Source organism: Blautia sp. An46, assembly GCF_002161645.1.
Taxonomy (GTDB): domain Bacteria; phylum Bacillota; class Clostridia; order Lachnospirales; family Lachnospiraceae; genus Blautia; species Blautia ornithocaccae.
The window spans coordinates 263,152-276,478 of record NZ_NFIF01000001.1; the positions used below are offsets into that span (position 1 = coordinate 263,152).

Genomic DNA, 13,327 nt, shown 5'->3' on the forward strand with positions numbered 1-13,327 from the left:
ACCAGGGAGGGAATGAAAATGCAGAAGTCCAATTACCAGATTATGCAGGAACAGATGGCAGAGAGATTTCTCCGATATGACCAGGAAAAAATGATAGAGAAATTTCAGCTGGCCTGTAATGCAGAGTATATCTATATAACTTTTGTAAACAGCCCCTATCAGATAAATCGGAAAACCGGAGAAATACAGGTGCAGAAGAAGGCAGAGGGAAACTGGGACCAGACCAGCTATAATGAGGCTATGTCCATCTATGACGTGCTCTGCGATTCAAAGCCGGATTGCCGGCTCTCAGGAAAATATATCAGTCTGACCAGTCTGAAGGGAACGGTATTTTCTTCCGGGACAGTAGGAAATATCTTCCAGAAATCAGTAGAATTTTTTGACGGGAAGACCAGGGAGCTGGCCAGAGCCTGTGAAAGGCTGGGAGGTATTCCGGAGAGGGTTGGAGATGTGAGTTTCCGTCTGGAAATTTTTCCCTTCCTGCCTGCAGTCTTCCAGTTCTGGTATTCCGATGAAGAGTTTCCGGCAATGCTGAAGTTTATGTGGGATGAGAATATCCTGGACTACGTTCATTATGAGACCATTTATTTTATGATGAGCCATGTGATAAAAAGGCTGGAGGAAGAGATAGAAGATAATAAACTTTAACAGAAATTTTGGAGGTAGCTATGGAGATCAGACAGGAAATTGAGAAAGATTATGGAGAAGTATATAAACTTGTCAAGGAAGCTTTTGAAACGGCAGAACATGCAGACGGCAATGAACAGGACCTGGTAGAAGCTTTAAGAAAGGGTTCTGCTTTTGTACCGGAATTATCTTTGGTGGCGGAAATAGATGGAGAACTGGCCGGGCACATCCTGTTTACCAGAGCAAAGGTGGGAGAGGATACGGTACTTGTGCTGGCGCCTCTGTCAGTAAAACCTAAGTTCCAGAGACAGGGAGTGGGAACTGCCCTGATAGAGCAGGGACACAAGATTGCCAGAGAGCTGGGATATTCCTATTCTCTGGTGCTGGGCAGTGAGAAATATTATCCCAGATTCGGCTATATTCCTGCAGAACAACTGGGAATCCAGGTTCCTGAAGGAATTCCCTCTCCTAATTTTATGGCGATGAAACTAAGGGAGGAGGGGGCGCCTGTCAACGGAGCAGTGACCTACCCGGAAGAATTCGGCATGTGACCAAAGTGGATTTTTAAAGGAGACAAGACATGTTTACCATAAGAATCGGAAGTGTAGAAGAGCTAGAGAAAGTAAAAGCTTTCTATGATTCCCTTATTGAAGAAGTACAGAATGCAGAATATAATCCGGGATGGAAAAAAGATATTTATCCTAGGGAAGAAATGCTCAAAGAAGCCCTGGAAAAGAAAGAACTGTATATCGGAGAAGCAGAGGGAAAGATTGCCGCCTGTATGATCCTGAATCTGGTATGCAATGAGAGATATCAGGAAATATCCTGGAAAACCCAGGCTGGACCAGGTGAGGTTATGGCCGTACATACCTTTGGGGTACACCCTGGATTTTCAGGCAGAGGAATTGGGACAAGGATGATGGAAGAGGCTGTGAAGATTGCAGAGGATATGGGACTGAAAGCCCTTCGACTGGACGTATTAGAGGGAAATTTGCCGGCGGAAAGGCTCTATGAGAAAGTGGGATTCCAGTATGCCGGTTCTTTAAATATTTTCTATGAGGATACAGGCTGGGCGGATTTTAATCTGTATGAGTATGAGATTTGAATAAGGAAAGTTTCGAGAAACTTAGTTCATGAACATAGCAATGAACAGGAGAGGAGACAGAAATATGGATAAGGTATATGAGAAAGACGGCTATCGCCTGCGCCTGGCCAGAAAAGAGGACGCAGAGGAATATTACAGGAATAACTTTCAGCCCTTTGACCCGGAGGTTGCCAGGCTCACAGGCAGCAGAACAGATTTTTTCCATGATGAGGTGGTGGGATTCCTGAAAAACTGTGTAGAGGACAAAAATCGATATGACTTTTTGATTTTTTCTCCCAAAGGAGAGATTATGGGGGAGAGTGTACTCAATGAAATAGACTGGGATTTAAGAAAGGCAAACTTCCGGATCGCTATCTTTCATCCTGAGGAATGTGGAAAGGGGATCGGCTCCTGGGCCATAGAAAATACCCTGGAGTTTGCTTTTCAGGAGATCAACCTTCATAGAGTGGAGCTGGATGTTTTTTCCTTTAATCCCAGAGCAATAAGAGCCTATGAAAAGGCGGGATTCCAAAGAGAAGGAGTGCTCCGGGATGCAGTGAAAGACGGAGAAAATTATGGAGATGATATCCTTATGTCCATACTGGAGGAGGAATGGGCGGAACGCCGCAGATAAATGTCCGCCTGACCTGACAAAAAATAAAAGGGGAAGGAAATGGAGAAATGACCATTAAAGAAATTGCGCAGCTTGCCGGGGTATCCAGTGCGGCTGTATCCCGATACCTTAACGGCGGTTATGTAAGTGATGAAAAAAAAGAACAGATAAAAAAGGTAATTGAGGAAACTGGCTATCAGCCTTCTGCTCAGGCCAGGATCCTGAGGACAAAAAGAGCTTGTCTGGTAGGAGTGGTAGTGCCCAAAATCAACTCAGAATCCATCAGCCGGGTAACAGCAGGGATTGAGCAGGTCCTGTCCCGGCGGGGCTACCAGATGCTTCTGGCCAGTACAGATAATCAGCCGGCAAAGGAGATTACCTATCTGAAGCTTTTTGAAAGTTATCCGGTAGATGGTATAGTGCTTATTGGAACGATGATCACCGGAGAACATAAGAAATTCCTGAAAGAATCCAAAGTTCCGGTAGTGGTAGTGGGACAGTATACAAAATATGCCAACTGTATTTATCATGATGACTATGGAGCAGGAAAAGCCATGGGAAAGATTGTGGCGGATTCTGTCAGAGGAAAAGGGAAAGTTGCCTATATCGGAGTGACCAGGGAAGACAAGGCCGTAGGTGCTGCCAGAGAAGACGGTTTTCGTGCAGGTCTGCGGGCAGAAGGTGTAGAACTGGAAGAGGGGTATACCAGAAAATCTCAGTTTACTATGGAATCTGGGTATCAGGCTGCTTTGGACCTTTTGGAAAAGAAGAAAGATATTGCCATAATTTCCTGTGCCACAGATACCATAGCCGCAGGAGCCATAGAGGCCCTTCACGCCTGCAGTGAAGAGCGGATTCCCCAGAGTATCCAGAATTCTGGAACAAGGATGAAATATATTTTGGACAGCAGCGGCACGCGGATCACAGGTTTTGGAGATAACCAGTTCTTGAAGGCTGTCACTGGAGGGATCCCCACAGTACATTTCGGCTACAAGACCAGTGGGATACGAGGGGCAGAGCTGCTGCTGGATGTAATTGAAAGAGGGGAAAAGATTCCCATTGAGATGAAGCTGGGCTTTCGGCTTGTGAATAAAGATAAATGATATCGATATCATGTTTTGGAGAATCAAAAAGTGAAATGAAAGAACCTTCGGAGAGACTTTGAAAGCAGAGGAATAAAGCGCGATTCTTACTAATTGAGTGCAAAATACACAAAAAACATATTGAAATATCAGTAAAAATGCCATCTTTACAAATGGCATTTTTTTCTTTATGATTTATTCAAAGATATGAAATCGATTACATATAATTATGAAAAAAGAAAGAGAAAGGAGAGTCATCATGGACTACGGAAAGACCGCTAAGGAAATTCTGGATAAGGTGGGTGGAAGTAAGAACATTGTTTCTGCTGCTCACTGCGCAACAAGGCTCCGTCTGGTTATTGCTGACAACAGTAAGGCAGATAAGGGAGCCCTGGAAAATATTGAGGGAGTAAAAGGAGTTTTTGAAGCTTCCGGACAGCTTCAGATAATCCTGGGAACAGGGACAGTCAATAAGGTATTTGACCAGTTTATTGCTGTCGCAGGTATTACGGCCAGCACAAAGGCAGAGGCAAAGGAGGCTGCAGCCAAACAGCAGAATGTGTTTATGAGAGCGATTAAGCTCCTGGGAGATATTTTCGTACCTATCATACCGGCTATCGTGGCCAGCGGTTTCCTTATGGGAATCATGAACTCTCTGGATTTTATGATCAACAACGGGTTCATCAACATGGATACCAGCAGTTCTATCTATGTGTTTGCAAGCCTGTTCAGTAACACAGCTTACACCTTTTTGCAGATCCTCATCGCTTTCTCAGCGGCTAAGGCCTTTGGGGCAAATCCCTATCTGGGAGCGGTTATCGGTATGATCATGATCAACCCTTCCCTGCAGAACGCTTATACGGTAGCCACAGAGGGAGTTCTTCAGACCCAGTCCGTTTTCTTTGGGCTTTATGACATTGACATGGTGGGATACCAGGGCCATGTAATTCCGGTAGTGATCGCTGTATGGCTTTTGTCTGTAATTGAGAAAAAGCTGCACAAAGTAGTGCCGGAGGTTCTGGATCTTTTTGTAACACCGCTGGTAAGTGTTTTTGTTACCGGGTATCTGACACTGGCAGTGATCGGTCCTGTTTTTGTCTGGGCGGAAAACGCCATTCTGGACGGTATCCAGTGGATGCTGACACTGCCATTTGGTATCGGAAGTCTGATCATGGGAGCTCTGTATGCGCCGACTGTAGTAACCGGTATCCATCAGATGTATACAGCCATTGATATCGGACAGATTGCTCAATATGGAGTTACTTACTGGCTGCCTCTGGCAAGTGCCGCCAACATCGCCCAGGGTGCAGCTGCCCTGGCAGTTGCTTTGAAATCCAAGGATAAGAAAGTGAAATCTCTTGCCCTTCCTTCTTCTTTAAGTGCCTTTATGGGAATTACAGAGCCGGCTATTTTTGGTGTGAACCTGCGGTTCTTTAAACCTTTTATCGCAGGCTGTATCGGCGGCGGATGCGGTGCTCTTTATGCTTCTATCGTGCATCTTGGAGCCAAGGGAACCGGAGTTACCGGTATCTTTGGAATTCTTCTCTGTCTGGATGAGCCTGTTCAGTACATTATTGAAATGGTCATTGCCGTAGGCGTAGCTTTTGTGGTTTCTTTCCTGCTCTATAAGGATCAGAAGTCTGTTCAGGCGGGAGATTCTCACAGTCAGGAAAAGGGCGGTGAGGCAGGAGCTGCAATAGAAGAAAAGGAAGAAATGTCTCCTGAAGTTTCTGAAACGCCAGACGGAGAAGAAGGAAAAGAAGAGATTTTATTCAGCCCGGTAAAAGGAAAAGTGATCCCTCTTACAGAAGTCAGTGATGAAACTTTTGCCTCAGAAATGCTGGGAACTACAGTTGCAATAGAGCCAGCAGATGGGAAGATCATTGCTCCCTGCGATGGGGAAGTAAGTAATATTTTTGACACCGGGCATGCAGTGTGTCTTACCACAAAAACAGGAGGGGAGCTGTTGATCCATGTGGGAATTGATACAGTGAAGCTGGATGGCAAAGGATTCACAAAGAAAGTTTCTGACGGAGATAAGGTCCATGCAGGAGACCTGCTTATTGAGGCGGACCTGGAGGTTATCAAGGCTGCCGGCTATCCGGCTGCGACTATGGTCATCCTGACAAATCCGGAGGATTTTTCTGCTGTGGAAAAAGCAGAACCAGGAGAGGTAAGGGAAGACAGTCCTGTGATGAAACTGGAAAAATAGTAGTAGGAGATATGGTATGACTGCATTGACAGGAGATTTAAAGAGATTAACAGAGACGGCAGAAAAACTGGCAGATGGAAAAGACTTTTTTCGTCAGAGGATCCATCTTATGCCTCCGGTGGGGTGGCTGAATGACCCCAATGGATTGTGTCAGTTTCAGGGAGTATACCACGCATTTTTTCAGTACTCTCCTTTTGATCCAGAAGGCGGCGTGAAGATGTGGGGCCATTACACCAGTCATAACATGATTGACTGGGAATATCAGGGAGTACCTTTATATCCAGACCAGCCCTTTGACTGCAGCGGCGTTTATTCAGGGGCAGCCTTTATCGAAGACGGAGAAATGTTTCTGTACTATACAGGCAATGTAAAACTGGAAGATGGAGACTATGACTACATAAACACAGGACGCCAGGCCAATACAATTCTGGTGTCCAGCAAAGACGGAATCCACTTTGGCAGGAAGATGAAGCTGATGGATAATGGAGATTATCCCTCAGACCTGACCCTTCATGTCCGGGATCCGAAAGTATGGAAGAAGAAGGACAATTATTATATGCTCCTTGGGGCCAGGACGAAGAGAGATGAAGGCCAGGCCCTTCTCTATCAGTCCCGGGACAGGATCCACTGGGTCCTTGCAAACCGTGTAAAAACAGAGGAGTCCTTTGGCTATATGTGGGAGTGTCCGGATTACTTTGAAATCGGGGACAGAAAAATTCTGTCTGCCTCTGTCCAGGGACTGACAGGCGGTCAGTGGGAAGAACGGAATGTGTACCAGTCTGGATATTTTCTGGTGGAAGGAGAGATCACCGGAAACTGTCACCTGGGAGAATATCGTCTGTGGGATTATGGATTTGATTATTATGCCCCCCAGAGCTTCCAGGCAGAAGACGGCAGGATCATTCAAATCGGCTGGATGGGAATGCCGGACTGCCAGGAATATACCAACCGGACCATTGAAAATGGGTGGCAGCACTGCTTTACATTTCCAAGAGAGATTTATGTCAAAGACGGAATACCCTGCCAGAGACCTGTCCGGGAACTGGAAGAGAAGTGCCGGCTGCTCAGGAAAGACCAGGGACACATGGAAATAGAAGGGTATCCTGTATACCAGGCAGAAATTTCCGGTATCTGCAATAACCGGTTCCAGGCTGTTCTGGGAGAAGAGCTGGTACTGGAATACCGGGATGGCCAATTTGAAATGTGGTTTAAAAACCAGGAAAAAACCGGGGTTTCCGCAGGCAGAGGGAGACGCTGGGTGGATATGGAAAGGCTGGAGAATGTGAAGATCCTTGCAGATATTTCTTCAGCAGAAGTGTTTCTGAATGATGGGGAGTATGTCTTTTCTACCCGGTATTATCCTGAAAAAGCCGTGATCCACATAAAGGCCCCAGGGGCGGAGATAGTGTTTAAGGAAATCGCAGCTAAGAAATAAGAAAAGTGTGGAATGGTGAAAAGGTTCCTATAGAGCAATGGAAAACGGAAGCTCTATGGGAACCTTTTTGGGATGATTTTGATATGTTAAAGGAAAATATTCTTCTTGGGGAAGGACATATACCTTTTAAATCCTGAGATTTTCATGTTCTACAGTTCCGGTACGGTTGAAAAGTGCATTTTCCCGGCTAGAACCGTAATTTTTAGTGGCCTAGTACGGATAAAATTTGAGTTTTTGGATATATAACCGTTTTTGAGAGGTAAAATTACGGTCCAAAATAAGAGTTTCGTTGATGCAACCGTTCTTGAGCCATTAAAATACGGACGAATACGTCAATTTCCTTATCTTTTGGTATTCCAATAGATGAAAAAAGAACCCTTGGAAATCCAAAGGTTCTTTAGAGCTGCCTAGCGGACTTGAACCGCCGACCTCCGCCTTACCAAGGCGACGCTCTACCGACTGAGCCAAGGCAGCAAACTGTGCTGTTGCGTATCACAGTTATGTATTCTACCAAAAAGAGATATCTCTGTCAACATATTTTTTTGTTTTTTTGAAAAATTGTAACTATTCAGCCAGATGCCTTTGGATGGAAAAAACCAGTTTTTCCCTTTTTTCGATTCTATCATAAAACTTGATTTTTGTCCCGGTTTTGTTATGATAGTAAAAGAAAAATTTAATATCTGAACTTTTGGAGAAATATATGAGAGAAAAAAAAGAGAAGCTGGTGGTTTCTTTTCTGACGACCACCCAGGCTATGGCAGCAGAGAAATACTGTCAGAGCAATCAGATACCGGGGAGACTGATTCCTCTTCCCAGCGAGATTTCTGCAGAATGCGGCATTGCCTGGTGCACAGGGCTGGAAGAGGAGGAGCGGATCTGTCAGGTAATACAGGACGGAGGGATCCAGGCCACAGGGATCCACCGGGTATATCTCTATGAGTAAATGAAAAGGAGAAAATTTATGGAAAAAAGAGTGTATGCTATGGGTATGACCTGCCCGAAGCCAGTGATACTTGCAAAGAAAGAAATGGATAAAAGCCAGGCAGGAGATGTGGTTTTTGTCCAGGTAGATAATGAAGTAGCTACAGAGAATCTGCGGAAACTGGCCAATTCCCAGGAAGCAGATTATGAAATGACAAAACTGGGGGACAAACATTATGAGGTGAAGATCACGGTGAAAAAAACGGGAACTTCCCAGGAAGAGAAAGAGCCGGAGTATATTTCCTGTGTACCCCAGGGGCAGAAGAAGACTGTGGTGGTGATTTCTTCCGATAAAATGGGAGAAGGAGACCCGGAACTGGGACAGATTCTGATCAAAGGTTTTATCTATTCTCTGACTCAGCTGGAGAAGCTGCCGGATACAGTCCTATTTTATAATAAAGGGGCATTCCTGACCTGTGAAGGCTCTCCGGTCCTGGAGGATCTGAAAACTCTGGAAAAAGAAGGAACAAAAATCTGTACCTGCGGCACATGTCTTGATTTTTATAAGATGAAGGATAAGCTGGCAGTGGGAACCATTGTGAACATGTACGTGATCGTGGAGACTCAGGCCAAGGCGGATCTGATCATAAAACCTTAAGTGACAAGAGGAGAGACTTATGAAGCCTATTATTGTAAGAGGAGGGGGCGATCTGGCCACTGCCACCATACACAGACTCTGTAAAAGCGGCTATCCGGTGATTATCCTGGAATGTGAGCGTCCTTCTGCTATCCGGCGTCTGGTGGCCTTTTGTCAGGCTGTTTATGAGGGAACCATGGAAGTAGAGGGACTGACCTGCAGTCGGGCAGAATGTTTTGAGGAGGCTCTGGAGCAGGTGGCATGGAACCGGCCCCAGCTTATCGTAGACCCACAGGGAAAATGCCTTGAAAAGTATCGTCCGGATATTCTCATAGATGGAATTCTGGCCAAGAAGAATCTGGGGACCAGGAGAGATATGGCAGAGTTGACCATAGCCCTGGGACCGGGATTTACTGCGGGAGAAGATGTGGATTATGTGATAGAGACCAAGAGGGGCCATTATCTGGGAAGGATCATCGACCAGGGAGCGGCAATCCCTAATACAGGAGTACCTGGAGTGATCGGCGGTTATGGGAAAGAAAGAGTGATCCATTCTCCTTGTTCGGGAATCTTTCATCAGGAAAAAGAGATCGGAGACTGGGCAGAAAAGGGCAGCCGGATCGGATGGGTAGAAAGAGAAGGAGAACCTGCCTTTGTTTGTACCGAGATTTCAGGGGTCCTGCGGGGAATTATACAGGAGGGCTATCCTGTGACGGAACATTTTAAGATCGCAGACGTAGATCCCAGAAAAGAATCCCAGGCTCACTGTGCATTGATATCAGATAAAGCCAGATGTATCGCAGGAAGTGTTCTGGAACTTGTCTGTGCCTATGAGAAGGGTGTACTGGAAAGATGAAACTGGATGAAATCATGGAAAACCTGGGAACAGGGTCAAAACCGTCGGTTTCCTTTGTGGGAGCTGGGGGAAAAACCTCCTGTATCCTGGAACTGGCGGACCAGTGGGCTGCCCAGGGGAAAAAAGTGCTGGTCACTACCACTGTCCATATGGAGCACCCAAAACTTCTGGGGAGAACGGGCCTTATTGACCAGCCTGGAGAAAAGGTCAGGGAAGCTCTGGAGACTTCAGGTGTGGTAATCGCCGGAACCAGCAGTGAAACTCCGGAAAAAATCAAAGGACTTACAGAAGAAGATTACAGACAGGTAAGGGAACAGGCTCAGGCCATACTCACAGAGGCTGACGGTTCCAGAAAATTTCCGGTTAAAGTCCCGGGAAAAGGTGAACCGGTGCTTAGAGAGGATACTACGCATATCTTAATTCTGGCGGGAGCTTCTGCTCTTGGGAGGCCTCTGGAGGAGGTCTGCCACAGACTGAAATTTGCAGAGAAAATCCTTGGCTCACAAAGCTGGATTCTGACTTCGGAACTTCTGGGAAGGCTGCTGGAAAAGGGTTATGTGGAACCTTTAAAAAAACAATATCCGGGAAGAAAAATTGCAGTGATCTTGAATCAGCAGGATCTTTTGGATGAGCCGGAAAGAGTGAAAGAGAAAATAGAAACTCAGATGTCAGTGCCGGTGTTTCTTCATTCCAGAGAAGAAAGAGAGAAATGTATCCATATGATCCTTCTGGCAGCAGGCTTTTCCAGAAGATTCGGGGAGAATAAACTGCTGTATCCGGTAAAAGGAAAGCCCATGTACCTGTGGACTATGGAAAAGTTAGAAGAACTCCAGAAAGAAGGCTTCGCCCATTCGCTGGTGCTGGTCAGCCAGTATGAAGAGATCCTGAAAGAAGCCAGGAGACAGGGACTCACTGCCGTAGAAAATCCGCACAGTGAAAGGGGGATTTCCTCTTCTCTTCAGATTGGCCTGAAGGCCAGCAAAAGATTTAGCTGTCAGGGCAGAGAAGCTTATTATATGTTTTTTGTGGCAGACCAGCCTTTCCTTCAGAAAAAGACTATTGGAGATTTTCTGGAGGCGTTCCTGAAAAGCGGGAAAAAGATTGGCTGTATGTCTTACCAGAAGACGCCGGGAAATCCGGTGATCTTTCATGAGAGCTTTGTGCCGGAACTGATGGAACTCCAGGGAGATACAGGAGGAAAAAGAGTTCTCAAAAGGCATATGGAAGAAGTATTTTTTTATGAAATCGAAAATCTCGGCGAATTAGAAGACTGGGATATGAAAAAAGATACCGGTACAGAGAAGTAAATGCCTCTGTACCGGTACTGTAGTTTATGATATATTTTTTATTCCGGATATACCAGCCGGTCCTCAGAAATATCTGTGAGAACCTCGTCCAGATATTTTTTGGCCAGGTAATTTGCCATCCCCAGGTTCATGTCCAGATAGTTGCCGCAGTCTTTCGGAGAGGCGCCGGGAACTTCATCTTTAAAATCCCGGATAAAGATAAACATTTCTTTTATCAGCTCTACGATATCCCTGGATTCGTAGTCTCCTGCCAGCAGGAGATAAAAGCCGGTACGGCAGCCCATGGGGCCGAAGTAAACAGTTTTAGAGCCGAAAACCGGATGATTCCTTAAGAAAGTAGCGCCCAGATGTTCAATGGTATGAACTTCTGCAGTATTCATAACAGGCTCGTCATTTGGTGAGGTCATACGCAGGTCGAAAGTGGTGATAGTTTCTGTTCCCACATGGTCTTTTCTAGATACATAAACACCTGGTTTCAGTTTGATATGGTCAATGGTGAAGCTTGCGATTTTTTCCATTTTTTCAGTCCTTTCTAGGTAATTAATAATAGGCATAAAGGGTGTTTCTGCCATACCTTTATTATAGACGCTGGAAAGTGGAATGTCAAAGTATAACCCCTTAGGGGGCTTGTGAGATAAAAGAAATCCATGGTATACTTCCTTCCAGAATAATTAGCATAAATCAAGAACTTAAATACAGGGAAGGAAACAAAAATATGGAATTGCTGAATCAGATAGAAGAATACTGGACAAAAAGAGCGGAGGGATATTCCCAGGTAAATCAGGAAGAACTGGCCACCCGCCAAAGGCAGGTCTGGCTGGAAAATCTGAGAGAACATCTTCCTGGTAAGAAACCAGAAGAAACAAAAATCCTGGACATCGGTACAGGACCGGGGTTTTTTGCCATTATCCTGGCCCAGGCTGGTTATCAGGTAACGGCTGTGGACTATACAGAGGAAATGCTGAAAGAAGCCCGGCATAATGCGGGAAATCTGGCTGAAAAAATCCAGTGGATGCAGATGGATGCCCAGAACCTGGAGTTTCCGGACCAGACTTTTGATGCAGTAGTATCCCGAAATCTTACCTGGAATCTGGAGAATCCCACCAGAGCTTATGAGGAATGGCTGAGAGTATTGAAAAAAGGCGGAAAGCTTCTGAACTATGATGCTAACTGGTATCACCACCTTTTTGATGAGAAAAAACGGAGAGAATATGAGGAGGACCGAAAGAGAGTGGAAGCTCTTCATATGGAGGATCATTATACCTGCACAGATATCGATGCCATGGAGGATATTGCCAGAAAAGTGCCTTTAAGCCAGATAAACCGTCCGCTCTGGGACAAAGAACTTCTGGAGAATCTGGCATGTGCAAAAGTAGAAGTGGAAGAGAATGTGTGGGAGAAGGTCTGGAGCAGGGAAGAAAGAGCAAATTATTATTCTACGCCTATGTTTCTGGTGGAAGGAGAGAAATAAAACTACAGTTGCTGACGGTCAGGAAACGTGTTAAAATATTTTCTAAGGAAAACGTAGCAGTGGAGGACATAAGTTATGATCAATGATAAAAAGGTTTTATTCAGCGGCATGCAGGCTACAGGAAATCTGACTTTAGGAAATTACCTTGGGGCTCTGAAAAACTGGGTAAAATTAAGTGATGATTATGAATGTTTTTACAGCGTGGTGGATATGCATTCGATTACGGTCCGCCAGGATCCGGCGACGCTTAGAAAAAGAGCAAGGGCGCTGCTGACTCTGTATATTGCGGCAGGACTGGATCCTAAGAAAAACTGTATTTATTACCAGTCTCATGTATCCGGCCATGCAGAGCTGGCCTGGATCCTGGACTGTTTTACCTATATGGGGGAGCTGAACCGTATGACCCAGTTCAAAGACAAGGCTGCGAAGCATGCGGATAATATCAATGCAGGACTTTTCACCTATCCGGTACTTATGGCGGCAGATATTCTTCTGTACCAGGCAGATGTGGTGCCGGTGGGGATTGACCAGATGCAGCATCTGGAACTGACCAGAAATATTGCCATTCGTTTTAATAATATTTACGGTGACGTATTTACTGTGCCGGAAGCTTATATCGGCAAGGTAGGAGCCAAGATCATGAGTCTTCAGGATCCCTCCAAAAAGATGTCAAAATCCGATGAGAATCCTAACGGAAGCATCTATCTTATGGATGATCCGGATACCATTATGAGAAAATGCAAGCGTGCGGTAACAGATTCAGAAGCCTGCATTGCCTACAGAGAGGAGCAGCCGGGGCTGAAAAATCTCATCGATATTTATTGTGCATGCCTTGGAAAAACTCCTGACGAAGCAGTAAAAGAATTTGAAGGAAAAGGCTACGGCGAGCTGAAAATGGCTGTAGGAGAGGCAGTAGTCAGTGTCCTGAAGCCTCTTCAGGACGAGGTTGCCCGCCTGGAAAAGGACAAGGCTTATATTGATTCTATTATTAAAGAGAACGCAGAAAAAGCCCAGTATTTTGCAAATAAAACACTGAGAAAGGTTCAGCGCAAGGTTGGTTTCCCGGACAGGATCCGGTAACA

14 protein-coding genes and 1 tRNA gene are annotated in these 13,327 nt (G+C 45.4%); 13 read left to right on the forward strand and 2 right to left on the reverse strand.

The annotated features are described in order from the left end of the window. Nucleotides 1-18: 18 nt before the first annotated feature. The 7 genes from B5G00_RS01220 to B5G00_RS01250 all read left to right on the forward strand — a co-directional run bounded on the left by B5G00_RS01220 (nucleotide 19) and on the right by B5G00_RS01250 (nucleotide 7,053). On the forward strand, nucleotides 19-648 hold the full coding sequence (locus B5G00_RS01220; RefSeq protein WP_162613466.1) for a DUF3786 domain-containing protein: 630 nt from the start codon (nucleotides 19-21) through the stop codon (nucleotides 646-648). Nucleotides 649-668: 20 nt separating this feature from the next. Beyond that, entirely contained in the window at nucleotides 669-1,178 is a 510-nt protein-coding gene (locus tag B5G00_RS01225) for a GNAT family N-acetyltransferase (RefSeq protein ID WP_087267254.1), read from the forward strand. Nucleotides 1,179-1,207: 29 nt separating this feature from the next. Continuing rightward, nucleotides 1,208-1,732: a GNAT family N-acetyltransferase gene (locus tag B5G00_RS01230; RefSeq protein WP_087267257.1), complete on the forward strand. Its 525-nt coding sequence runs from the start codon at nucleotides 1,208-1,210 to the stop codon at nucleotides 1,730-1,732. A 64-nt stretch (nucleotides 1,733-1,796) separates the two neighbouring features. Beyond that, complete coding sequence (locus B5G00_RS01235; protein ID WP_087267260.1) at nucleotides 1,797-2,345, forward strand: GNAT family N-acetyltransferase; 549 nt, start codon at nucleotides 1,797-1,799, stop codon at nucleotides 2,343-2,345. 47 nt (nucleotides 2,346-2,392) lie between these two features. Further along, nucleotides 2,393-3,427 (forward strand): LacI family DNA-binding transcriptional regulator, encoded by a 1,035-nt coding sequence (locus tag B5G00_RS01240; protein ID WP_087267263.1) that lies wholly within the window; start codon nucleotides 2,393-2,395, stop codon nucleotides 3,425-3,427. Nucleotides 3,428-3,665: 238 nt separating this feature from the next. Further along, a complete protein-coding gene (locus B5G00_RS01245) occupies nucleotides 3,666-5,618 on the forward strand; it encodes a PTS beta-glucoside transporter subunit IIBCA (RefSeq protein WP_087267266.1) in 1,953 nt (650 codons plus the stop codon). Between the two features lie 16 nt (nucleotides 5,619-5,634). Then, entirely contained in the window at nucleotides 5,635-7,053 is a 1,419-nt protein-coding gene (locus B5G00_RS01250; RefSeq protein WP_087267269.1) for a glycoside hydrolase family 32 protein, read from the forward strand. 401 nt (nucleotides 7,054-7,454) lie between these two features. On the opposite strand, the gene B5G00_RS01255 is transcribed toward B5G00_RS01250, so the two are convergent. Beyond that, a tRNA-Thr gene (locus B5G00_RS01255) sits at nucleotides 7,455-7,527 on the reverse strand. 226 nt (nucleotides 7,528-7,753) lie between these two features. Between B5G00_RS01255 and B5G00_RS01260 the strand changes: the two genes are divergently transcribed. The 4 genes from B5G00_RS01260 to yqeC are packed head-to-tail and all read left to right on the forward strand — an operon-like array spanning nucleotide 7,754 to nucleotide 10,774. Then, nucleotides 7,754-7,996, forward strand: coding sequence for a DUF3343 domain-containing protein (locus B5G00_RS01260; RefSeq protein ID WP_087267272.1), 243 nt, complete (start codon nucleotides 7,754-7,756; stop codon nucleotides 7,994-7,996). An 18-nt stretch (nucleotides 7,997-8,014) separates the two neighbouring features. Continuing rightward, on the forward strand, nucleotides 8,015-8,632 hold the full coding sequence (gene yedF / locus B5G00_RS01265) for a sulfurtransferase-like selenium metabolism protein YedF (RefSeq protein WP_087267275.1): 618 nt from the start codon (nucleotides 8,015-8,017) through the stop codon (nucleotides 8,630-8,632). 19 nt (nucleotides 8,633-8,651) lie between these two features. After that, a complete protein-coding gene (gene yqeB, locus B5G00_RS01270) occupies nucleotides 8,652-9,467 on the forward strand; it encodes a selenium-dependent molybdenum cofactor biosynthesis protein YqeB (protein ID WP_087267279.1) in 816 nt (271 codons plus the stop codon). Continuing rightward, nucleotides 9,464-10,774, forward strand: a complete 1,311-nt coding sequence (gene yqeC / locus B5G00_RS01275; RefSeq protein ID WP_087267282.1) for a selenium cofactor biosynthesis protein YqeC — start codon at nucleotides 9,464-9,466, stop codon at nucleotides 10,772-10,774. Before yqeB ends, yqeC begins: the two co-directional genes overlap by 4 nt. Nucleotides 10,775-10,812: 38 nt before the next feature. Here the strand turns inward: yqeC and B5G00_RS01280 are convergent, their stop codons facing one another. Next, entirely contained in the window at nucleotides 10,813-11,292 is a 480-nt protein-coding gene (locus tag B5G00_RS01280) for an S-ribosylhomocysteine lyase (protein WP_087267659.1), read from the reverse strand. A 197-nt stretch (nucleotides 11,293-11,489) separates the two neighbouring features. Between B5G00_RS01280 and B5G00_RS01285 the strand changes: the two genes are divergently transcribed. Further along, complete coding sequence (locus B5G00_RS01285; RefSeq protein WP_087267284.1) at nucleotides 11,490-12,245, forward strand: class I SAM-dependent methyltransferase; 756 nt, start codon at nucleotides 11,490-11,492, stop codon at nucleotides 12,243-12,245. A gap of 75 nt (nucleotides 12,246-12,320) precedes the next feature. Beyond that, nucleotides 12,321-13,325, forward strand: a complete 1,005-nt coding sequence (gene trpS / locus B5G00_RS01290; protein WP_087267287.1) for a tryptophan--tRNA ligase — start codon at nucleotides 12,321-12,323, stop codon at nucleotides 13,323-13,325. The last annotated feature ends 2 nt before the right edge of the window (nucleotides 13,326-13,327 follow it).